This is a genomic window from Pseudomonas oryzihabitans (genome assembly GCF_014522265.1).
Lineage (GTDB): Bacteria > Pseudomonadota > Gammaproteobacteria > Pseudomonadales > Pseudomonadaceae > Chryseomonas > Chryseomonas aestiva.
Map to the genome: position 1 here is coordinate 1683803 of NZ_CP017024.1, position 22394 is coordinate 1706196.

At 65.9% G+C, this 22394-nt stretch carries 17 protein-coding genes and 3 pseudogenes; 5 read left to right on the plus strand and 15 right to left on the minus strand.

The features are described from left to right. Position 1: 1 nt before the first annotated feature. The 11 genes and pseudogenes from tagH to radC form a co-directional block, all read right to left on the minus strand. Positions 2 to 1191: pseudogene (tagH, locus tag BGI51_RS07775) on the minus strand (type VI secretion system-associated FHA domain protein TagH). Between the two features lie 14 nt (positions 1192 to 1205). Beyond that, complete coding sequence (locus tag BGI51_RS07780) at positions 1206 to 1334, minus strand: type VI secretion protein (protein ID WP_187980799.1); 129 nt, start codon at positions 1332 to 1334, stop codon at positions 1206 to 1208. Between the two features lie 11 nt (positions 1335 to 1345). Then, a complete protein-coding gene (locus tag BGI51_RS07785; protein WP_187980800.1) occupies positions 1346 to 2839 on the minus strand; it encodes a sigma-54 interaction domain-containing protein in 1494 nt (497 codons plus the stop codon). After that, positions 2836 to 5364 (minus strand): type VI secretion system ATPase TssH, encoded by a 2529-nt coding sequence (tssH, locus tag BGI51_RS07790; RefSeq protein WP_187980801.1) that lies wholly within the window; start codon positions 5362 to 5364, stop codon positions 2836 to 2838. The genes BGI51_RS07785 and tssH overlap by 4 nt, the downstream gene beginning before the upstream one ends. Before the next feature lie 15 nt (positions 5365 to 5379). Further along, a complete protein-coding gene (tssG, locus tag BGI51_RS07795; protein WP_187980802.1) occupies positions 5380 to 6390 on the minus strand; it encodes a type VI secretion system baseplate subunit TssG in 1011 nt (336 codons plus the stop codon). Beyond that, entirely contained in the window at positions 6354 to 8138 is a 1785-nt protein-coding gene (tssF, locus tag BGI51_RS07800) for a type VI secretion system baseplate subunit TssF (RefSeq protein ID WP_187980803.1), read from the minus strand. The genes tssG and tssF overlap by 37 nt, the downstream gene beginning before the upstream one ends. A gap of 4 nt (positions 8139 to 8142) precedes the next feature. Then, a complete protein-coding gene (gene tssE / locus BGI51_RS07805) occupies positions 8143 to 8547 on the minus strand; it encodes a type VI secretion system baseplate subunit TssE (RefSeq protein WP_187980804.1) in 405 nt (134 codons plus the stop codon). 6 nt (positions 8548 to 8553) lie between these two features. Beyond that, on the minus strand, positions 8554 to 10032 hold the full coding sequence (gene tssC, locus BGI51_RS07810) for a type VI secretion system contractile sheath large subunit (RefSeq protein ID WP_187980805.1): 1479 nt from the start codon (positions 10030 to 10032) through the stop codon (positions 8554 to 8556). 14 nt (positions 10033 to 10046) lie between these two features. Beyond that, positions 10047 to 10541, minus strand: a complete 495-nt coding sequence (tssB, locus tag BGI51_RS07815; RefSeq protein ID WP_187980806.1) for a type VI secretion system contractile sheath small subunit — start codon at positions 10539 to 10541, stop codon at positions 10047 to 10049. Between the two features lie 29 nt (positions 10542 to 10570). Then, complete coding sequence (tssA, locus tag BGI51_RS07820; RefSeq protein WP_187980807.1) at positions 10571 to 12106, minus strand: type VI secretion system protein TssA; 1536 nt, start codon at positions 12104 to 12106, stop codon at positions 10571 to 10573. A gap of 338 nt (positions 12107 to 12444) precedes the next feature. Beyond that, a pseudogene (gene radC, locus BGI51_RS07825) lies at positions 12445 to 13118 on the minus strand (RadC family protein). Positions 13119 to 13254: 136 nt separating this feature from the next. Here radC and coaBC point away from each other — a divergent pair. The 4 genes from coaBC to argB all read left to right on the plus strand — a co-directional run bounded on the left by coaBC (position 13255) and on the right by argB (position 18510). Beyond that, on the plus strand, positions 13255 to 14478 hold the full coding sequence (coaBC, locus tag BGI51_RS07830; RefSeq protein WP_027600436.1) for a bifunctional phosphopantothenoylcysteine decarboxylase/phosphopantothenate--cysteine ligase CoaBC: 1224 nt from the start codon (positions 13255 to 13257) through the stop codon (positions 14476 to 14478). Further along, positions 14471 to 14926 carry a dUTP diphosphatase gene (gene dut / locus BGI51_RS07835; RefSeq protein WP_044341301.1) on the plus strand — a complete coding sequence of 152 codons (456 nt, stop codon included), beginning with the start codon at positions 14471 to 14473 and terminating at the stop codon, positions 14924 to 14926. Before coaBC ends, dut begins: the two co-directional genes overlap by 8 nt. A 1212-nt stretch (positions 14927 to 16138) precedes the next feature. Continuing rightward, on the plus strand, positions 16139 to 17533 hold the full coding sequence (gene algC, locus BGI51_RS23395) for a phosphomannomutase/phosphoglucomutase (protein ID WP_218568701.1): 1395 nt from the start codon (positions 16139 to 16141) through the stop codon (positions 17531 to 17533). Positions 17534 to 17607: 74 nt separating this feature from the next. Then, positions 17608 to 18510, plus strand: coding sequence for an acetylglutamate kinase (gene argB, locus BGI51_RS07845; RefSeq protein WP_187980809.1), 903 nt, complete (start codon positions 17608 to 17610; stop codon positions 18508 to 18510). Between the two features lie 60 nt (positions 18511 to 18570). Here the strand turns inward: argB and BGI51_RS07850 are convergent. From BGI51_RS07850 to pyrE, 4 genes and pseudogenes are all read right to left on the minus strand, one after another. After that, a pseudogene (locus BGI51_RS07850) lies at positions 18571 to 19421 on the minus strand (urea carboxylase-associated family protein). Between the two features lie 15 nt (positions 19422 to 19436). Continuing rightward, on the minus strand, positions 19437 to 20102 hold the full coding sequence (locus BGI51_RS07855) for a GntR family transcriptional regulator (RefSeq protein WP_187980810.1): 666 nt from the start codon (positions 20100 to 20102) through the stop codon (positions 19437 to 19439). A 147-nt stretch (positions 20103 to 20249) separates the two neighbouring features. Continuing rightward, positions 20250 to 20846 (minus strand): DUF4124 domain-containing protein, encoded by a 597-nt coding sequence (locus BGI51_RS07860; RefSeq protein ID WP_187980811.1) that lies wholly within the window; start codon positions 20844 to 20846, stop codon positions 20250 to 20252. 24 nt (positions 20847 to 20870) lie between these two features. Next, positions 20871 to 21512, minus strand: a complete 642-nt coding sequence (gene pyrE, locus BGI51_RS07865) for an orotate phosphoribosyltransferase (protein ID WP_158890670.1) — start codon at positions 21510 to 21512, stop codon at positions 20871 to 20873. Between the two features lie 80 nt (positions 21513 to 21592). On the opposite strand from pyrE, the gene BGI51_RS07870 reads away from it, so the two are divergent. Next, complete coding sequence (locus BGI51_RS07870) at positions 21593 to 22372, plus strand: exodeoxyribonuclease III (RefSeq protein WP_027598631.1); 780 nt, start codon at positions 21593 to 21595, stop codon at positions 22370 to 22372. Positions 22373 to 22394: the final 22 nt, after the last annotated feature.

Consider the following 22394-nt stretch of genomic DNA (forward strand, 5'->3'; position numbering starts at 1 on the left):
GTCAGCGTCCTTGCTGGCCGGGGTTGAGGGTTGCGATGAGGCGGACCTGATCGGCGTAGGCCTGAGCGAAGTCCTTGGCGAACAATCGGTCGCGCCAGTCATCATCCTGGCGCAACTCGCGATATTGGCGCTGCCAGGCGCGCCAGAGCTTGGCGTCGCGACCCCAGCGCGGACGACCGCCCTCGCGTTCGAAGCGGGCCTCGCATTGGGCAGGTGCCAGCTGTTCGAGGATGGCCAGCACTGCCTGACGGCTGGCGGCGACCAGGCCTACCTGGTGGGCCTGGAGTTCGCGGCAGGCGCGAAGCAGAGCCTGGTCCGCGGTGAGCTGGCCGGAAACACTGGGGCGCAACAACTGGCCCAGCGCCGCGTCGCCGTCGACCGCGAAGGCCAACGGGTTGTTACCGCTGCTCTGCACCGTGGTGAGCGGCAGCCGCAGTTCATTGCGCGTCTCGTTGCGGGTTCGCAGGCAGCCGTGCAGGCCTTGTATGGCGAGGCGTAGCAGGCGTGCAACCTCTAGTGCCAGGGCTTCACGGGCCTTGTGATCAAGGTCGTTAAGCTCCAGGCCCAAGACCTCACCGAAGTCCTCCCAGAAGACCTGTATCTGCCGCTGCGGAGCGGCCGCCGGGCGCTCGATCGGGGCCGGGCGGCGGCCTCTACCAGGGCAGGAATAGCCAGGCTGTCCAGATCGACCCGGGCATAGTCGCTGCGGGTGCTGTCACTGGCGAAGACATCCAGGCCATCGAGTTCGTCGAGGCCATGGGGGTCGCGACGCTCCAGCGCCTGCAGCGGATCCAGTTCGAGAAAGGCGTCGTCCGGAATCAGTCCATGGGCGCTGGCGGGGACCTGGAAATCATCGGCGAACCCGGCCGGATCGCGAATCAGGCGGGCGGCCAGGACGAAGCTGCCCAGGGCGAAGGTCTGGCCATGCTGGATGCGCCAGGGCTCACCTTTGAGTAGGCGCTGGCCATCGGCAAGCTGGACACCATTGCTGCTCAGGTCAGTGAGGAAATAGTCGCCCTCGCTATAGCTGATACGGGCGTGCTGCTGGGACAGCACTCGCTGAGCATCCGGCAGATACCAGTCGCAGTCTTCGCTGCGGCCAATGAGGCCGCCGACGTGGCGAAAGGTCTTCTGGGTGAGCAATCCGGGTACGTGCGCCCGGCTACCGACCAGATCGAATACCAATTCCATGGTCTTGTCCTGTCCTAGGTGAGGCGGTGAGGTGTCTGGGGTTCGCCCAGGGGGCGATAGTCCTGCAGATCCCTGGACGTCGAGGTGCAGGCCGCCAGGGTGAGCAACGTCATTAGCAGCAGGGCGCGAAGTGGCGTGGGCATGGAGCGATCCTTTAGGAAAGTTGCAGATCGGCGCTGCGGATGCGCAGTCGTTGCAGGCGATAGAGCAGGGTGCGGCGGGGCAGTCCCAATTCCTGCGCGGCCTGGGTCTGGTTACCGCGGTTCTTGCGCAGGCAGTCCACCAGCAGGCCGCGTTCGAGCTGATCCAGGCGCTCGCGCAGCGTCAGGCCAGAGGTACTGGCGACCAGGGTGGTCGGGCGGATGGCAAGGTGCTCGGGCAACAGTTCGTTGCCGTCGCACAAGAGAACGGCGCGCTCCACCAGGCCCTTGAGTTCGCGGACATTGCCGGGAAAGGCATAGCCGGCCAGCAGGTCCAGGGCGGCGCTGGACCAGCGGCAGCGCGAGCGCTGCAGGCAGGCGCAGGCCTGATCGGCGAAGTGCCGGGCCAGTAGTGGCAGATCCTCGCCGCGCTCACGCAGGGGCGGCAGCGGGATGGGAAAGTGCGTGAGGCGATAATAGAGATCCTCACGAAAGGTACCTTGCTCTACCAGCCGCAATAGCTGGCGATGGGTCGCCGCGACGATGCGTACATCGACCCTGTGGGTTTCGGCACTACCCAGCGGACGGACCTCGCCCTCCTGCAGGACGCGCAGCAGCTTGGCCTGCAAGGTCAGCGGCATGTCGCCAATTTCGTCGAGGAACAAGGTCCCGCCATCGGCGGCATCGAACAGACCGGCGCGATCGCGTTCGGCACCGGTAAAGGCACCCTTGCGATAGCCGAAGAGCTCGCTTTCCAGCAGATGCTCGGGCAGGGCCGCGCAGTTCTGCACCACGAAGGGCTGGGTCCGCCGCGAGCCCCGTTCATGAATGGCGCGCGCCACCAGCTCCTTGCCGGTGCCGGTCTCACCGGTCAGCAGCACGGTGATGGGGCTGTGCAGCACCTTGCCGATCAACCGGTGGACCTGCCGCATGGCCCCGCCATCGCCGATCATGCCGAAGCCATCGACTGTGGCCGCGGTTCGCATCGCTGGCGTCGTCGTCAAAGGGGCCGCCTGGGCGCGTTCCAGCAACTGGCTCTGCGCTAGGGCAAAGCGACCGAGCGCCATCAGTGGCTCCGCCTGGCCTTCCAGGTCGCGCCTGGCGCGACTGGCCTGCACCAGGAGCCCTTCGACCTGGCCACCGGGGCCGGCCAGGGGGATGCAGCCGAGACTGCGCCAGTCTTCGCCGGGCAGGAAGGCGGTGTCATGCAGCAGGGGATCCAGCTCGCGCAGGTGCAGACGGCGATTCTGCGTCAGGCAGTATTGCAGCAGGCTTTCCTCTTCCAGGGATAGCGTTTCGCCATTCGGTACGGCGCAACCATCCAGTGCCTGGGCGAGTCGCACCAGCTGGGTGTGGGTAGCATCCAGACGGTAGTACTGCACCAGATCTAGACGAGCCATTCGGCCCAGGCCGCCGACCAAAGCCAGCGCGAGCGCGGCGGGATCTTCACACTGCCCCAATTCGAGCAACAGCAGCAGGAGGACGTCGGGAGTGGTAGGCAGAGTCATGCCGCCACCTCGCAACCCAGTTCGCCTTCGGCATTGATGTCGAGGTGTAGTCGACGCAGGGTCCTGCCCATGGCCAGGGCCTCAAGCAGGTGATCGGTGAGCAGTGGCAGTACCCGCTGCTCCAGTAGCAGATCGATACGCCGGGCACCACTGTCGTCGTCCCGGCAACGTGCAGCCAGATCGTCCAGCAACGCCGGGGCATAGCTGAAGGCGACATGCTGCGCCAGCAGGCGCTGACCGATACCTTCCAGTTTCTGCACCACCAGTTCGCGGAGCAGGTCGCTGTCCAGCGGGTAATAGGGCACGACCCGCAGGCGGGCCAGCAGGGCCGGTTTGAAGTGTCGGGTCAGGATGGGGCGAATGGCTTCTACAAGGCTGGAGACAGCTGGTCTTCCCTCCCGGCACAGCCGCTGGATCTCGCTGCTGGCCAGGTTGGAGGTCAGCAGGAAGAGCACGTTGCGGAAGTCGACCGGCCGGCCCTCGCTGTCGGTGGCCTGGCCACGATCGAAGATCTGGTAGAAGAGGTTGAGCACCTCGGGATCGGCCTTTTCTACCTCATCCAGCAAGACCACCGCATAGGGCTGGCGGCGGACGGCTTCGGTGAGCAGACCTCCTTCGCCATGGCCGACATAGCCGGGTGGCGCGCCGATCAGGCGCGACACGCTGTGCTTCTCGGCGAATTCCGACAGATTGAAGGTGGTCAGAAAGCGTTCGCCGCCATAGAGCAGTTCGGCCAGCGCCCGGGCGGTCTCGGTCTTGCCGACCCCGCTGGGTCCGACCAGCAGGAAGACCCCGATCGGCGCCTCGGGTGCATTGAGGCCCACGGCGGCGGCGCGCAGGGCGCGATCCAAGGTGACCACCGCCTGCTCCTGTCCTAGCAGCCGTTCACGCAGATCGCTGGCGAAGCAGGCGAGGCGCTGGTCGTGGCGCCGGGCGAGCTGGCTCGCCGGAATGCCGGTCCAGGCGCTGATCACCTCGGCCACCAGCTGCGGGCAGACCTCCAGGCTGACCAGGCGCTCGCCCTGGGCTTGCAGCTGCGCCAGTTCGGCCTGGGTGGCGATCAGCGCTGCCTGGCTGCCGGCGGCGCGCAAGGCGAGGATGCGTTCGGCCAGGGCGCACTGCTGCTCCCAGGCGGCTTGCAAGGTGGTGGCCGCCTGGTGATCGGCGGCGAGGCGGATGGCCAGTTCGTCCAGGGTGGCGGTCGCCACCGGCAGGCCGTGAGCGGCATCGCGCTGGGCCGCGGCGAGGGCGCGCTCGGTGGCGGCCAGGCGCTCGCGCAAGTGTTCCAAAGCGGCGGGCGGACTGGCCAGGCTGATGCGCACGCGAGCGCAACAGGTGTCGAGTACGTCTACCGCCTTATCGGGCAATCGGCGCCCGCTGAGATAGCGCGCGGCCAGTTCGGCGGCGGCGACCACGGCATCGTCGCGCAGATAGACGCCGTGGCTTTCGGCATAGGTCGGGGCCAACCCGCGCAGCACGGTGATGGCAGTGGTGACGTCGAATTCGTCCAGCTTCACCGGCTGGAAGCGTCGCGCCAGGGCCGGGTCCTTCTCGAAGTATTTCTTGTACTCTCCCCAGGTGGTGGCGGCGATGGTGCGCAGTTCGCCACGGGCCAGCGCCGGCTTGAGCAGGTTGGCGGCATCCGAACCGCCGGCCGGCCCCCCGGCGCCGATCAGGGTGTGGGCTTCGTCGATGAACAGGACGATGGGCTGGGGTGCTTGGCGCACGGCATCGATCACGCCCTGCAGACGGCGCTCGAACTCGCCCTTGACGCTGGCACCGGCCTGCAGCAAGCCGAGGTCGAGGGTGCGCACCTCGACCCGGCGCAGGCTGTCGGGCACCTCGCTGGCGGCGATGCGCAAGGCCAGGCCCTCGACCAGGGCGGTCTTGCCGACCCCGGCCTCGCCCACCACCAGGGGATTGTTCTTGCGCCGCCGCGCGAGGATGTCCACCAGTTGGCGGATCTCGGCGTCGCGCCCCAGTACCGGGTCCAGGCGCCCGGCGCGGGCCTGGGTGCTGAGGTCGTGGGTGAAGCGACTTAGTGGCGAGTCGTTGGCGACCGCCATGGCCGTCGGCTGCTGCGCCTTGACGTAGTCCAGCAGTTGGGCGGCATCCACCCGCTCCAGCAGATGGCCGTAGCGTGTGCCCAGGTGGCGCTCGGGATGGCGCAGCAGCGCCAGCAACAGGGCGGCGCTGTCCACGGCCGGCTGCTCCAGCTCCAGGTGCGCCAGCAGCACGGCGTCCTGCAGCCACAGCAGCAACTCGGGGCTGAACACCGGATCGCCGCCTTCGCCCGCGGCAGGGCGCGGTTGCAGGGTGGCGGCGAAGGCCCGGTGGTCGATCTCGGTGGCGCTCAGGGCACGCCCGAGCAGGCCATCGGCGCTGTCCAGCAGCTCGGCCAGCAGATCCTCGATGAGGATCTGCTGGCCGCCCCGGCGCACGCAGCGCTGGGCGGCCTGTTCCAGGTCCTGGCGCGTCGCCGCCGCCAGGCTGTTGATGAGGTGTTGCAGGTCCAGGGTGAGCATGTCGATCGTCCTTGATTAACGGTGGCAGGCCAGGGTGACCTGCCCGTCGGCCTGGGTAAGGCCGAGCCAGGTGGTCCAGCCCAGGCGACAGGGGCTGACGGCGCCGAGCCGCCATTCGCGCAACTCGTCCCGGCGCAGGTGCAGGCGCAGGTCGTAGTCCAGCTGGTCGCGCAGGATGAAGCGCAGCAGGGCGCGCAGGGCGGCGTGCTGGGCGCCGGCGGGCAGGAAGGCGTGGAAGGCGTCCCAGTCCAGCTCCAGCAGGTGCAGCCGGAACTTGCCGCCCCGATCGCGCACCTGCACGCCCAGTACCGCCGCCTCGCCGAGGCGGGCGTTGGCCCCGCCGAGCCGGGACTGCTGCTCGGCGGGGATGGCCACTGCGCGCTCCAGGCACTGCTCCAGGCGTAGCGCGGGCTGTGCGAAGTAGTAGCGCAGCACCGCCTCGATTAGCGCCGCCGAGTGCACCTTGAGGCTGAGCAGGCCGAGATAGGGCAAGAGGCGCTTCCAGTTCAGCTCCGGCGCCTGGCGCAGGCTGTTGTCGCCCAGACCGATGAGGCTGAACAGCCGCACCGACAGCTCATCGCGCGCGCCCTTGCGGAAGCGGGCGTGATAGCGGTACTTGCGCCATATCGGCAGCAGCAGCCGATGCAGTCGGTGGTTGAAGAGGTCGAGGAAGTCACGCGTGGTGCTGCCCTGCATGCCGTCGCTGAGTGCCTGTTCGCTGTAGAAGGCCGGCAGCGGCGAGCCACTGCCCATCAAGGCGCCCAGGTTGAGTTGCAGGCGTGCCCGCAGGCCATCGGTGTCCTCGATGAATTCCAGGCGCTCGATATCGCTACCGGGAAAGGCCAGGCTGGGGTTGGCGTGGAACTCCAGCCGCTCATAGAGCTGCTCTTCGGAAAGCACCGGCACCAGGCGGTGCAATTGCAGGAGCACCTGTCCAATCCCCTGGAACAGCGAGTACTCGCGAATGTCGCGACACAGCGCCGAGCGATTCAGATCAGCGGCTGCTGACCTATACGCGGTGTCCATAGATACACCTCTCCCTGCAGGCTGCGAACGCTGAGTTGATGGAAGGAGTTAAGGCTGGCGTAGAGCGCGAAGAACTCATTGAGCACGCTGGCGAACAGGTACAGCTCGCCTTCGCTGCGAAAGCCACTGGCATCCATGTCCAATTGGGTGGCTATGCCGCGGATCGGCAGGCCGCGGTAGAGACGATCCACCGGGCGATGGGTGATGCTCCGCAGTGCGGCCAGGCGCTGGCGGCTGACGCGCTCAGCCTGGCGGTCGTGGTGGCGGGGCAGGTCGTAGCTGGCCAGTACCGTGCGCAGCGCCGCCACGTCGGTGAGCGACAGATAGTTGAGCGACAGATTGGATACCAGCTGCCACAGCCGGTCGCCGGACAGCACCGGCGCATGGCTGGCGGTCGGTGTGGCTAGATTGCGAAAGGCCAGTCCGCCCGGGGTGTTTTCGGTGGGCAGGCACAGATCGCCAGCGCGCAGGCGCTGGGGCAGATTCTGGTTGGTACAGGTCAGCTCGATGGAGAGCGTGTCCTGAGCGGTACCCGGATCGCCAAAGGCCAGATAGGTGTCGATGCCGCTGTGCAGCAGGGCGCTGCGCTGGCGTACGGCATAGTGCGGCCGGCGGCCCTTGCCGCCGAAGTTCAGGTCGTGGGCGAAGGACTCGAAGGGCAAATAGTCGCGATGGCCCAGGCCACCTGGTTGCCAGCCAGTCACCCGCTCCACGGCAAAGACACCCAGATGTTCGCGCCCGTGTCCGGCTGGAAACAGTGGATATTCATCGCGCTTGCCGTCGAGGCGGATCGGTAGGGCGTCATGGCCGAACAGATTGACCACCGGGACGCAGTGCAGCCGAAGATTGTCACGCGTGGGCAGGCGCGGTTGCCGGGCGATTCTGGTGATGTCGAAGCGCAACTCGAGCCCGCGGGTCTGGCGGTGCACCCGCTCTCCCAATGCCTGCAGCCTCGTCAGTCCCTGAATCGAGACGAAGAGAAATTTCTCCGGGAAGGCGAAATATTCCTGCAGGTGGCGATAGCCGCGAAAGGCGTTGGGCGGATAGGGCAGCAGCGCCTCGTCTTCGCCGAAACCCAGCGGTTGGACCTGGTCGCAGGTAAGAGATACCAGGTGCTCGCGGCCTTGGTCGTCAGTCAGCGGCTGGCCGCCGGCGTCCAGCGGCACCAGGCTTAGACCGGCCAGGTTGTGCAGCAGCGCGAGATAAAGATCCTGGCTGAGCGTGGGGTCGCCAGCCAGGTGCAGCGGCAGCTGACGCAGGTCCAGCGCGTCCAGGGTGCCATTGCCGGTGATTTTCAGGCGCAGTGTGAGGCGCGCCCCGCTTCCCTGCTGGGCGAGACTCAGCTCATCCACCCGTAACGGCTGGATGTCGGTGGCGAAGCAGGTACGAAAGCGGCAACTGACCTCGTCCAGCGGCCGGGACTCCACTTCCGTTCCATGTGGAACCTCGATCGCTGCATCTGGTGCAGGCAGGGGATCGAATTCGAGGATGGCGCAGCTCGGCAGGGGCCGCAGATAGTGCGGCCAGAGCAGGTTGAGCAGCGAATGGGTCAACTCCGGCAATTCGTCATCGAGTTTCTGCCGCAGCCGACCGGTAAGGAAGGCAAAGCCTTCCAGCAGGCGTTCGACATCCGGATCCTGACCACCCTGACCGAGAAAGGGCGCCAGGGCGGGATTGCGTTCGGCGAAGCGCACGCCCAGTTGGCGCAACTCTGCCAGTTCGCTCTGATAGTAGTGATTGAAGGACATGCGCCTATCCTTGGCTGACCTTGACCTGACCGCTGCCATCCAGGCTGGCGGTGAATCTGATGGGGCGTCGCTGACCCTCGATCTCGAGCTGACCTTCCAGCGCGAAGGCCAGGGTCGTGCCCTCGCGTGGCAACGGCAGCACCTTCACCCCGGACAAGCGCGGCTCGTAGGTGGCGACGAAGCCCTCGATGGCCAGGCGCGCGCGCTGTAGCGAGTCGTGCAGCGACAACCGCAAATCATTGAGATCGGGCAGTCCGTAGTCCGCCTGGATGGGAACGCTGCCGGCACGGGTGCTGAGCATCTTGGCCAGGTGAACGGCCACCGAGGCGCCCAGGGTGTCGGCGGACGAGCTCCGCTTGGGTGCGGTCCCCGTTCCGGCCAGGCGTTCGAACAGACTGCCGTCGCTCATGGCCCGTTACTCCTTGTCCAGCTTGCCGACCAGCGACAGGGTGAAATCGGCGCCCTGGTACTTGAAGTGCGGGCGTACGCTCAGGCCCACGCGAAACCAGCCCGGATTACCCTCGACATCGCTGACGCGGATGCTGGCCGAGCGCAGCGGCCGGCGTCCGCGCACCTCGGCGCTGGGGTTCTCCTGATCGGCAACGAACTGGCGAATCCACTTGTTGAGCTCCAGCTCGAGGTCGGTGCGCTCCTTGGTGCCACCCAGCTGCTCGCGCTGCAGCACCTTGAGGTAGTGCGCCAGGCGACTGACGATGAACAGATAGGGCAGCTGGGTGCCGAGCTTGTAGTTCAGCTCGGCCGCCCGACCTTCTTCGCTGTTGCCGTAGAACTTGGGTTTCTGCGTCGAGCAGGCGGAAAAGAAGGCGGCGTTGTCACTGCCCTTGCGCATGGTCAGGGCGATGAAGCCGGCATCGGCCAGTTCGTATTCGCGCCGATCGGAGATCAATACCTCGGTGGGAATCTTGGTCTCGATCTCGCCCATGCTTTCGAAGTGGTGCAGCGGCAGGTCTTCTACCGCGCCACCGCTCTGCGGACCGACGATGTTCGGGCACCAGCGATACTTGGCGAAGCTGTGGGTCAGGCGGGTGGCGAAGGCGTAGGCGGTGTTGCCCCAGAGGTAGTGGCCATGGTTCTGGCTGACGTTTTCCCGATAGGCGAAGGTCTTGACCGGATTTTCTTCCGGATCGTAGGGGGTGCGCAGCAGGAAGCGCGGCAGGGTCAGGCCGACGTAGCGAGCGTCTTCCTGTTCGCGAAAGCTCTGCCATTTGGCGAATTGCGGGCCGTCGAAGTGATCCTTGAGGTCCTTGAGGTCGGGCAGGCCAGCGAAGCTCTCCAGGCCGAAGAAGCGCGGACCGGCGGCGGCGATGAAGGGGGCGTGGGCCATGGCGGAGACCGCTGCCACCTGTTGCAGGGTACGGATGTCCGGTGCGGTGGGATCGAAGTCGTAGTTGGCTATGATGGCGCCGACCGGCTCACCACCGAACTGGCCGAATTCGGCGGTATATACATGTTTGTAGAGGCCTGACTGGACGATGTCCGGCGAGTCTTCGAAGTCTTCCAGCAGAGCCTGCTTGGAGACGTTGAGCATCTCGATCTTGTTGTTTTCGCGGAAATCGGTGCGTTCCACCAGCAGGCGCAGGCCGCGCCAGGCCGCCTCCAGAGACTGGAACTCGGCATGGTGCAGGATCTCGTCGACCTGCCGGCTGAGCTTGTCGTCGATCTCGGCGATCATGCGATCGACCAGCGCCTTCTTCACCGGTTGCTGGGCGTTGTGCGGCTTGAGCAACTCCTCAATGAGGGCGGAGATGCCGCGCTTGGCCACACCATAGCCCTCGTCGTGCGGCGCGAGGCGGGTCTCGGCGATGATGCGGTCGAGGATGCCACGATCTTCGACGACGTCGGCAGTCGGTTGCTGGAGCAGGGTAGCGGTCATGGTGGTCTTCCTGATCAGACGTCTTGATTCGGCAGGCCGAGTTCGCCGAGCACCGTGGCCCGAGCGACCGGATCGGCGAGCACCTGTTCGATCGCCTTGCGGAAGGCCGGAGCGTTGCCGAGCGGACCCTTGAGGGCCACCAGGGCGTCACGCAGATCCATCAGCTGCTTGAGTTCCGGAACCTGCTGCACCAGCCGCGCCGGACTGAAATCGGCCATGGCCTTGAGGTCGAGCTGGACAGCCAGGTCGTCCTGGCTGCCGTCCTGCAGGCGATTGGGTACCGCCAGGGTCAGGCCCAGCTGCTGCTTGGCCATGACCTCGTCGAAGTTGTCCTTGTCGACGGCCACCGGCTTGCGATCTTCGAGCTTGCGGTCGTCGATGCGCTGGGTGAAGTCGCCCAGTACCATGAGCTTGAGGGGCAACTCGAGTTCTTCCTCGGTGCCGCCGCTGGCGGGTCGAACCGTGACGTTGATGCGTTCTTTCAGGGCAACCGAGCCTTCTTTGGCCATGTGTTTCTCCTTGGGTGCGAGGTCGAGCCTCAGTCGAGAGCCGCTTCGAGATCGAGGCGGCAGAGTCGCGGACGCAGCTGTTGCAGCTGCGCCCGGCTGTCGGCGGTGGCGGGGAGGGCTTCCAGGCACTGGCGCCGGGCCTGGAGGATTTCCAGCGCCAGCTGCGGCTCCCAACGTCCCAGCAAGGCGCCATGTTCGGCATCCAGCTCGACGAGCTGGAGGTGCGCCAGTTCGAATTGGCGGGCCTGGATGAGCAGCCGGACGCTGGTCAGGTCCCACAGCAGGCGCTGGCGTTCGCCCTGGGCGCTGCGGCGGCCCTGCTGCAGGTGGCGCACGGCGCTTTTGAGGCCGCTTGCGCGCAATTCCACCAGGGCTTTGGCCAGGGCGTCGCCCCAGGCATCCTGGCGCGCCTCGCTTGAGGCAGCGGCGGGTTGCGCCGCCTTTGTCGCCAGGCCGGACAGCCAGAGTCGGGTCTGGGCATCGGCAAAGGGTTGGCCGTCGTGAAAGGCCAGGGCTTCGATGCCTGGCAGACGCTCCAGCAGCAGCTCCAGAGGCCACTCGATTTCTCGGCAGGCCGCCTCGACACCCAGGGTCTGCAGGCACTCCCAGGCCAGTCGCTGGCCATCCAGCCAGAAAGGTGCCCGTGTCAGACTGACCTCCAGCTCGCCGAGCAGCAGGGCAAAGTCGCCCGCGGCCTGGCGTTCCTGGAAATATCTCAGACGATCCGCCGGCAGGCCGCGCAGGCCGGTGACACCCTGGGCATCATGGGCGGGCAGGCTGTCGATGCCGCTCCACAACAAGGCGCGATTCAGCCGCAGGGCGCGGTAATTTCCGATCCGCTGGCGTAGCCACCAGCTGCTGAGCGTGCGGGCGCCTTCCTGTAGCTGGCGCAGCAGGCGGTGGGCGTCCTTGTCCGACTCCGGCGGGCCCTGGAGTGCCTGAGCGGTCGCGGCCGGCGTGGGCGGGAGCGCCGCGGTGGCCGATTCCACCGGAGTGGTGGACTGGACCTGACGACGCCGTTGTTCGTCCAGGCGGCGCACCAACGGCAGCAGCAGCGGGGCGGCTTCATGCAGGCGTGGCTGGAGTAAGGCTTCCAGCTGGCCGAGCTGGAGACTGAAGGTCTGGAGCCAGGACGCTTCCAGGGTAGTCAGGGTGATGGTATCGAAGACACCTTCCAGGCGGAGCTGGAGCCACCCGAGAGCCGCTGCACGGGTACGTTCCTTACGAGGATGAAGATCGTCCCAGTGGGCTTCCAAGAGTCGCTCAAGCAGAGCCAGACCGGCCTCCAGACCAGTCCAGCTCCGAGTGCAGTACAGGGCCCAGGTCAGCCAGGCAGCGACGCGCAGATCCTTGGAGTGCTCCCGCAGAAAAATGGTCGCCTGCTCGGCCGTGGAGTTCCAATCCGGTGTGATGTCGCGATGCAATGTCTGGGTGTTCTGGCAGACCGCTTCAAGTCGCTCGAACTCGGGGCTATAGCGGCTATCTTCCCCGGCGAAGTTGTCCTCAGCAATGGGGTGATCGGCGACCGCTATAAAACGCTGGGCGAGTGAAGATATTAAAGTCATCCATGACCTCGTGGGGTTTGAAGTTCTATTCCTTGAACTTCCTGAGACGGAAATTACTGGAGCGGTTTTCGTCCGATGCTGGGAAGCTAATGGCTCAGCATGTTTGAGATGTGCATCCTAGAGCGGTTTATTTGGATTTGGTAGTAAAAATTTGTGACCGGAAGCTGATTTTTACTGCCGAGTGTTGAATAAAAAATAAGCTTATTTGATGGGGTGACAAAAATTGTCAAATTCAAACCCGAGCAACTGACGATCATCGTCAGTTCTAAGTGGGTAATAGTTTGAGAGTTATAAAGTTAGTCTTTAGTGTGGTCGGAAGTTGCTGATTTATGAAGGTATTAAAGCCAGCCATATTCCGCCATCGACAGCGGCTCCCCATCCCCCACGATGAAGTGATCCAGCACCCGCACATCGACCAGCGCCAGGGCGTCCTTCAGGCGGGTGGTGAGCAGGCGGTCGGCCTGGCTGGGTTCGGCGATGCCGGAGGGGTGGTTGTGGGTGAGGATGACGGCGGCGGCGTTGTGGGCGAGGGCGCGCTTGACCACCTGGCGGGGTAGACGCTGGCACCGTCGATGGTGCCGTGGAACAGGGCTTCGAAGGCCAGCACCCGGTGGCGGGTGTCGAGGAACAGGCAGGCGAAGATTTCGTGGGGTTCGTGGCGCAGACGCGCCTTTAAATAGTCGCGGACCTGCTGGGGGCTTTCCAGCGCCGAGTCGCGCCTGAGCCCTTCGGCCAGGTGGCGGCGGCCCATTTCCAGCACCGCTTGCAGCTGGCTGTACTTGGCCGGGCCGAGGCCGAGGTGGGCGCTGAAGGCGGCGAGGTCGGCTTCCAGCAGGGCCCTCAGGCTGCCGAATTCCCCAAGCAGCTGGCGGGCGAGGTCCACCGCGCTTTTGCCAGCCACGCCGGTGCGTAGAAAAATCGCCAGCAGTTCGGCGTCGGTGAGGGCCTGGGCGCCCTGTGCCAGCAGTTTCTCCCGCGGCCGTTCCTGGGCCGGCCAATCCTTGATGCTCATGGGGCGCTCCCTGTCTGGCGGGGCGCCTGCGTCCTGCAGGCGCTGTGCTATCTTAACCGGATCATTCGCGGGTGCGCGCAGGCCTCGATTGGCCGTGCGATGCCCGTTCTAGACAGTTCGAGAACGGAAAGGCTATATGCAGCGGCTCCATCGTAAACGCATCGTGCTGGGCGTCGGAGGTGGCATCGCCGCTTACAAGAGCGCCGAGCTGGTGCGCCGCCTCAAGGATCAGGGTGCCGAGGTGCGGGTGGTACTGACCCGCGGCGGACGCGAATTCATCACGCCGCTGACCCTCCAGGCACTGTCGGGTCTACCGGTGCATCTTGATCTGCTGGACCCGGCCGCCGAAGCGGCCATGGGGCATATCGAGCTGGCCCGCTGGGCCGATCTGGTGCTGGTCGCGCCGGCCACCGCCGATGTCATGGCGCGCCTGGCCCAGGGCGTGGCGGACGATCTACTCACCACCTTAGTGCTGGCCACCGATGCCCGGGTCGCCCTGGCACCGGCCATGAACCAGGCCATGTGGCGCGATCCGGCCACCCAGGCCAATGCGGAGCTCCTGCGCAGCCGTGGCATCAAGCTGTTCGGCCCGGCCAGCGGCAGCCAGGCCTGTGGCGACGTCGGCCCCGGCCGGATGCTGGAAGCCACCGACCTTGCCCAGCTCGCCGCCGACTGCTTCCAGCGCCTCGACCTGACCGGTCGCCATGTGGTCATCACCGCGGGCCCGACCCAGGAAAATATCGACCCGGTGCGCTACATCACCAACCATAGCTCCGGCCGCATGGGCTTCGCCCTGGCGGAAGCGGCGGCGGAGGCGGGCGCGCGCGTCAGCCTGGTGAGCGGCCCGGTGCATCTGCCAACCCCCGATCGCGTCGAGCGCATCGACGTGATCAGCGCCCGCGACATGCTGGCCGCCTGCGAGGCGCTGATGCCCTGCGACGTGCTCATCGCCTCGGCGGCGGTGGCGGACTATCGCCCCGAGGTCATCGCGCCGCACAAGCTGAAGAAGGACCCCACCCGCGGTGACGGTCTCCTGCTGGAGCTGGTGCGCAACCCGGACATCCTCGCCACCCTGGCGGGGCGCCCGGATCGGCCCTTCAGCGTCGGCTTCGCCGCGGAAACCCAGAATCTGCTGGAGTACGCCCAGCGCAAGTTGCGCGACAAGAATCTCGACCTCATCGTCGCCAACGACGTGGCCAACCCGGCCATCGGCTTCAACAGCGAAGACAACGCGGTCACCGTGATCGACCGTGGCCTGCACGAGATCCGCTTCGAGCAGACCAGCAAGGGCAAGATCGCCCGCCAGCTCATCGCCCTGATTTCCACCCATCTCAAAGATACCGCCCAGAACCATGCATAGCCTTCAAGCCAAGATCCTCGACCCGCGCCTGGGGCGCGATTTCCCGCTGCCGTCCTACGCCACCCCCGGTTCGGCCGGCCTCGACCTGCGCGCCATGCTGCAGGAGGATCTGGTGCTGGAGCCGGGACAGACCGTGCTGATTCCCACCGGGCTCGCCATCCATGTGGCCGATCCGTCGCTGGCGGCGCTGATCCTGCCGCGCTCGGGCCTGGGCCATAAGCACGGCATCGTGCTGGGCAACCTGGTTGGCCTGATCGACTCGGACTACCAGGGTGAGCTGATGGTCTCCTGCTGGAATCGCGGCCAGACCACCTTCACCGTGAGCGTGGGCGAACGTATCGCCCAACTGATGCTCGTACCTGTGGTCCAGGCGCACTTCGATATCGTCGACAGCTTTACCGAGACCGAGCGGGGCGCTGGCGGCTTCGGGCACTCCGGTACCCGCTGACGCCAGACACGCAAGACGCGCCGTGACATAAAGGAGAAGAACGGCATGGCAAGGGGCAAGAACGGCAAGGATGTGCGCAAGGCGGCCCCCCGGGTCGCGGTTTTGCCCGGCCTGGGCGCGGGGCTGCTGCTGGCGCTCGCCGGCCTGCTGCTGGCCGCGCTGCTGCTGTGGTTCCTGGTGTTGCAGCCGCAAGGCGCGCGCAATCAGGAGCACCAGGCGGACCAGGCGCTGCAGGCCCAGGCGGCCTCCCTCAATCAATTGCTGGTCGGCCTGACCCGCCGGCTGCAGGGCGTCGCCGGGGATGCCCTGGTGTTGCAGGCCTTGCAGGGCGATGACCCCGCGGCGCGTGCGGCGGCGGAAAGCCAGCTGCGCGAGCGCCTCGGCGTGGTCGATGTGCTGGTGGTGCCGGCCGGCATGCGCCAGATCGAGGACGATCGCCCCGGTCCCCTCAACTATGCCGCCCTCGATCTGCTCAAGCGCCTGGAAAGCGGCCAGCGGACCCCGCCGGAAGCCTATCGCGTGAGGGATCGCTGGCTGGTCTACAGCGCTCAGCCCATCCGCCGCGGCGATCAGCTGCTCGGCAGCGCCGTGCTGGTGGAAGCACTGCCGGACGTCTTGCAGAGCTTGGCCACGCCGCCGGCGAATGTCGGCCAATGGCGCCTGCTGCAGCAATTCCCCGGCAGCAGTGTGCAGGTGCTGGCCAGTGGCGGCAGCCCCGGTGATCCGGCGCTGATGCGGCGGCTCGCGACCGGCAGTCCGCTGTGGACACTGGAGCTGGCACCCGCCGCCGAGGCCGGTGCCGATACGCCCTTGGGTATTCCGCTGGTGGCGCTGCTGCTGGCGCTGTTTGGCGTGCTGACGGGCTTTTGGCTGTTTTCCCGGGAGCTGTCACGCCGGCTCCGTGACGACGTCCGCAGTCTGACGGCCTATGCCGAGGAACTTGAATCCAATCAGATAGCCAAAAGCCCGACTTTGCGCCTGGCGGTAATGGAACCCGTGGCCAAGTCGACGGCCCGATTGGCCAGCCGATCGGCCGGGTCGTCGCCGGACCTATATGCTGCGGCACCTAGCGATGCCGTGGCCAAGACCCTGGCGGAGTTTGCCGACAGAGGCCGCGCTCAGCAGAGCGAGCCGCTGTTCCAGACCACCGACATCCTCGATATCAGTATCCTCGACGAAGACCAGGATCTCCTGGGATTGGAGAAACCCCCGATGAGCACTACCCCGCAAGCCCCCCAACTCAACGCCAGCATCTTCCGCGCCTACGACATCCGTGGCGTGGTGGGTGACTCCCTGACCGCCGAAGCCGCCTACTGGATCGGGCGCGCCATCGGCTCGGAGAGCCTGGCGCGTGGCGAGCCCAACGTGGCCGTCGGCCGTGACGGCCGCCTGTCCGGCCCCGAGCTGGTCGCCCAACTGATCAAGGGCGTGGCCGACAGCGGCGCCAATGTCAGCGATGTCGGCATGGTGCCGACCCCGGTGCTCTACTACGCAGCCAATGTGCTCGAAGGCAAGTCCGGCGTCATGCTGACCGGCAGCCACAATCCGCCGGACTACAATGGCTTCAAGATCGTCATCGCCGGCGAGACCCTGGCCAACGAATCCATCCAGCGCCTGCGCGAGCGCATCGAGACCGGCGACGTGGCCAGCGGCCAGGGCCAGATCAAGCAGGTCGACGTGCTCAAGAGCTACGCCGACTACATCCGCAACGACGTAGTGCTGGCCAAGAAGCTCAAGGTGGTGGTGGACGCCGGTAACGGTGTCGCCGCGGTCAATGCCCCCCAGCTGATCGAGTCCCTGGGCTGCGAGGTCATTCCGCTGTTCTGCGAGGTGGACGGCAACTTCCCCAACCACCATCCGGATCCGGGCAAGCCCGAGAACCTGGAAGACCTGATCGCCAAGGTCAAGGAAACCGGTGCCGACCTGGGCCTGGCCTTTGACGGCGACGGCGACCGCGTCGGCGTGGTGACCAACGAAGGCAAGATCATCTATCCCGACCAGCTGCTGATGCTGTTCGCCAAGGACGTGGTCTCCCGCAACCCGGGCGCCGACATCATCTTCGACGTCAAATGCACCCGCCGTCTGAACAACCTCATCGCCGGCTACGGCGGTCGTCCCATCATGTGGAAGACCGGCCACTCGCTGATCAAGAAGAAGATGAAGGAAACCGGCGCCCTGCTGGCCGGCGAGATGAGCGGCCACGTGTTCTTCAAGGAACGCTGGTTCGGTTTCGACGACGGCATCTACAGCGCCGTGCGCCTGCTGGAGATCCTCAGCCAGGAGAAGAACAGCGCCCAGCAGGTGTTCGATACCTTCCCGGTAGACATCTCCACCCCGGAGATCAATATCCAGGTGACCGAAGAGAGCAAGTTCGGCATCATCGAAACCCTGCAGCGCGACGCCCAGTGGGGCGATGCCCAGATCACCACCCTGGACGGCGTTCGCGTCGATTACCAGAACGGTTGGGGTCTGGTGCGTGCGTCCAACACCACGCCGGTGCTGGTGCTGCGCTTCGAGGCGGAAACCCTCGAGGAGCTGGAGCGCATCAAGACGGTGTTCCGCAAGCAGCTGCTGGCGGTGGAGCCGGATCTGAATCTGCCGTTCTGACCTCGGGTCAGCGGTAGCACAGAGGGCGCCTAGGCGCCCTTTGTCTTTTCTTAGTCGACCTTGAGAGGTGAGCCATGACCCTGAGCCGCGAGGATGCCTCGCACGTCGCCGAGGTGCTGTCCGAGGCGCTGCCCTATATCCGCCGGTTCGTCGGCAAGACGCTGGTGATCAAGTACGGCGGCAACGCCATGGAGAGCGACGAGCTCAAGGCCGGCTTCGCCCGTGACATCGTGCTGATGAAGGCGGTGGGCATCAACCCGGTGGTGGTGCATGGCGGCGGTCCGCAGATCGGCGACCTGCTCAAGCGCCTGTCCATCGAGAGCCACTTCATCGACGGCATGCGCGTCACCGACGCCCAGACCATGGATGTGGTGGAGATGGTCCTGGGCGGCCAGGTCAACAAGGACATCGTCAACCTGATCAACCGCCATGGCGGCAAGGCCATCGGCCTGACCGGCAAGGATGCGGGCCTGATCCGTGCCACCAAGCTCAAGGTCAGCCGGCAGACGCCGGAGATGACCAAGCCGGAGATCATCGACATCGGCCATGTCGGCGAGGTCACCGGGGTCAACATCGACCTGCTCAACATGCTGGTGCGCGGTGACTTCATCCCGGTCATCGCGCCCATCGGCGTGGGTCCGGACGGTGAGTCCTACAACATCAACGCCGACCTGGTGGCAGGCAAGGTGGCCGAGGCGCTCAAGGCCGAGAAGCTGATGCTGCTGACCAACATCGCCGGCCTGATGGACAAGCAGGGCCAGGTGCTCACCGGGCTGTCCACCGAGCAGGTCAATTCGCTGATCGCCGACGGCACCATCTACGGCGGCATGCTGCCGAAGATCCGCTGCGCGCTGGAAGCGGTGCAGGGCGGGGTGCAGAGCGCCCACATCATCGACGGCCGGGTGCCCAACGCGGTGCTGCTGGAAATCTTCACCGACGTCGGCGTCGGTACGCTGATCTCCAACCGCAAGCGCTGAGCGCTTTCGCGCGGACCCAAAACGGCGCCCCAGGGCGCCGTTTCTATTGCTGGCCCGGACTCACTGCTCCCAGCTGGCCTTGGGCAGGGTCAGGCCGTGCTGGCCGTTGTAGGCCGCCCGCTTGGGCGACTCCCAGTCCTGCAGCAGCGCCTCCTCGACCCGGTAGATCTCCACCCCCAGCGGACGGCAGACCTTGAGCGGGTCCTCGGCATCGGGCCCCCACATCGCCAGGGACAGATCGCCGCCCGGGCAGGTGGACAGGGCGCAGAGCACGTCGATCTCGGCGAAGAATTCCAGGTAGTCGCCGGGCTTGGCCGGGCAGGCCTTCATGAAGTACAGGTCATCGTGGTTGAGGCCGGTGCACTGGAAGATGTTCAGCACATCGTGGACATCGAATTCGGTGAGGCCGTGGGGCAGTACCGCACGGGTCAGATTCGAATGGCAGTGGTGGTGGAAATCCTCGCCGGTGAGCATCTTGTTGACGTAGGGATCGCAGCGGGTGCCGAGCAGGTCATGCAGGCGGCCGCCATGTTCGTCGATGCCATAGCCGGCCAGGCTGTCGTCGGTGATGGTCAGCAGCGGACGCAGGAAGGGCAGGTTGGACCAGAGCCGGTCGTAGGTGCTGACGTGGGCACCCTGCAGTTGCCGGGTGCGCGCGGCCCACATCCGTTCGCGGGATCCTCGGCGTTCCAGACGTTGAAGTCGCCGACCTGAGGCCCGTGCGGGGTGGTGACGCGGAACAGATGGCCGGCGGGGACCTTCCAGGCGCGACCGGTACGGATCGGGATCTCGAATTGCTCGATCAGGGTGCGTCCGTCCTTGCGTTCACGCAGCCGATCATAGAAGGCCTGATCGACCTGCAGGGCGGAGCCCTGGGTGGACTGGTAGGCAGCGGGGTAGTCCTTGTACATGGGAGGTCTCCTCGGTCAGAGCGGCCTGGCTGCGCTGAGCAGATCCAGCAGCCGGTTTTCGGAATCGTCGAGATAGCTGGCCATGGCCTCGCCCGCCGCCTGGCGGTGCCCGGCGGCGAGCAGGTCGTGGATCTGGCGGTCGCGGGTTATCCAGGGCCGCTGGAAGTGCTCCTCGTCGGGCGCGAGGGAAAACAGCAGGCGCATCTGGGCGGCGACGGTGGCGAAGAATTCATCGAACAGCGGACTGCGCAACAGGCCGACGATGTGCTGATGGAAATGCAGGCTATGGGTGCCAAGAGCGCGCCAGTCTTCGCGCGACTGCGCCAGTTCGGCTGCCTCCAGGGCATCCAGCATCCGATCGGACTGGTATTCGCGCAGCAGGCGGCTGGTGAGGATGGCCTGCAGTTCCAGGGTGCGACGCACCTGGAAGATGTCGCGCACCTCGGCCAGGCCCAGGCGCCGCACCATGACCCCCTTGTGGCGAACATAGGTGGCCAGGCCCTCGCGATCCAGCTGGTGCAGGGCTTCGCGGATGGTGTTGCGCGAGGCGTTGTAGGCCTTGACCAGCTCACCCTCGACCAGCGCGGTACCGGGCAGCAGGCGGCCGCCGATGATGTCTTCGCGCATCTCCAGCAGCAGTTGAGCCCCCAGGGACAGCTCGCCCGCATCCTTGCCACTCATGGGTCTTCACGCTCGATTGTTCAACAATGTGTTGGAAACAAGCTTGCACGGCGTGTGCCAGAAATTAGCGGGGAGATTGAGGAAGTCCGTCGCGCTGCCCAGGTGGCGCGAGGTGGAGGTGACCGCAGGTAGCGGGTTTGGCAGGGCTCAGCGATCCGCGGCCTGGGCCGCTTCCAGGCGCTGCATGCGCGCACGGTCGGCGTCGAAGGCAGCGCTGGTGCTGGTGCGCATTTCGGCGTAGCGCTGCAGATCGGTCTGCAGACGCACCTGATCGGCCGCCGCGGCGTCGAGGCGTGCCTGCAGATCCGCCGGGAGCGCCTGGCCATTGCGCTGCTGCACCGCCGCCTGCTCCATCAGCTGGCTTTGCAGCTGACGCGTGGCCTCCAGGTTGGCCTTCTTGATCTGCAGCACGCCGTCCAGCTCGGCCAGCTTGCGCGCCTTGGCGCGGTCGACGTCCTCGACATTGCTGTAGAGCTTGCGCAACTGGCCATCGACCAGGGCCTGCTGGCGCTCGCGCGCCTGGCGATCGAGTTCCGCGGCGGGCAGCGCCGGCGCGACCTTGCGGATCACCCGGCCCTGTTCGTTGAGCACGTCGTAGCCCTTGCCGGCGTACTCCGGCGGCACGCCCTGGCGATCGATGACCAGGGTGCCGTTACGGTCCAGGTAGCGGTACAGCTCGGCCGCCTGGCCGGCCAGCGGCAGGGCGATGAGCAACAGGCTGGCAGCGGCGCGACGTACGACCATGGCCGTCTCTCCTGGGGCTGACGGCTAGATGCCGTATTGGGCGCGATAGTCCTGGACGGCAGGCAGGTGACGCTTGAGCTCGGCATCCTCGGCCAGGTATTCGAGCACCTGATCCAGGGCGACGATGCTGAGCACCGGAATGCCGTAGTCACGCTCGACTTCCTGGATGGCCGACAACTCGCCGCGACCACGCTCCTGGCGATTCAGGGCTATGAGCACCCCGGCCGCGCTGGCACCCTGGCCTTCGATGATCTGCATGACCTCGCGGATGGCGGTGCCGGCGGTGATGACGTCATCGATGATCAGCGCCCGACCGGTCAGGGGCGCGCCCACCAGCAGGCCGCCTTCGCCGTGGTCCTTGGCTTCCTTGCGGTTGAAGCACCAGGGCACGTCGCGGCCATGGTGCTCGACCAGGGCCACCGCCGTGGCCGCGGCCAGGGGGATGCCCTTGTAGGCCGGGCCGAAGAGGACATCGAACGGCAGATTGGCCTGGACCAGCGCATCGGCGTAGCAGCGGCCGAGCTGGGCCAGCGCCGAACCGCTGTGGAACAGGCCGGCGTTGAAGAAATAGGGGCTGATGCGACCCGATTTCAGGGTGAATTCACCAAAGCGCAGAACTCCGCGCTCGATGGCGAAACGAATGAAATTACGCTGGTACGCCTGCATATAAGTCCTTGCGCGGCTTGTATTTAGCTAAACCGGTTTAGCTCGGGTATCATACATCCACGATTTTTTGGGGGCCATTTATGCGGATCATCAGCTTGAACGTCAATGGTATTCAGGACGCTGTGGAGCGGGGCCTGCTGCCTTGGCTCAAGGCGCAGAATGCCGACGTGATCTGCTTGCAGGATACCCGCGCCTCTTCTTACGACATGGACGACCCGGCCTATGCGCTGGAGGGTTACATCCTCTATGCCTGCGACGCCGAAGTGCCGTCCCAGGGCGGTGTCGCGCTCTATACGCGGGTCCAGCCGAAGGCGGTGATCAGCGGCCTGGGCTTCGAGTCCTGCGATCGTTTCGGTCGCTATCTGCAGGCGGACTTCGACAAGGTCAGCATCGCCACCCTGCTGCTGCCTTCGGGCAAGCGCGGCGATGAAGATCTGAACATGAAATTCAAGTTCATGGACGACTTCACCCACTACCTGAACAAGCAGCGCCGCAAGCGCCGCGAGTACATCTATTGCGGCTCGCTGTACGTGGCGCACCAGAAGCAGGACGTGAAGAACTGGCGCGACTGCCAGCAGATCCCCGGTTTCCTGGCCCCCGAGCGCGCCTGGATGGACGAGGTGATCGGCAACATGGGCTACGTGGATGCCCTGCGCGAAGTGAGCCGCGAAGGCGACCAGTTCAGCTGGTGGCCGGACAGCGACCAGGCCGAGCACCTGAATCTGGGCTGGCGCTTCGACTACAACATCCTCACTCCGGGTCTGCGCCGCTTCGTCCGCTCGGCGCGCCTGCCGCGGCAACCGCGCTTCTCCGAGCATGCGCCGCTGATCGTCGACTACGACTGGACTCTGAGCATCTGATCCACGCGGTGCCCGGAAACGA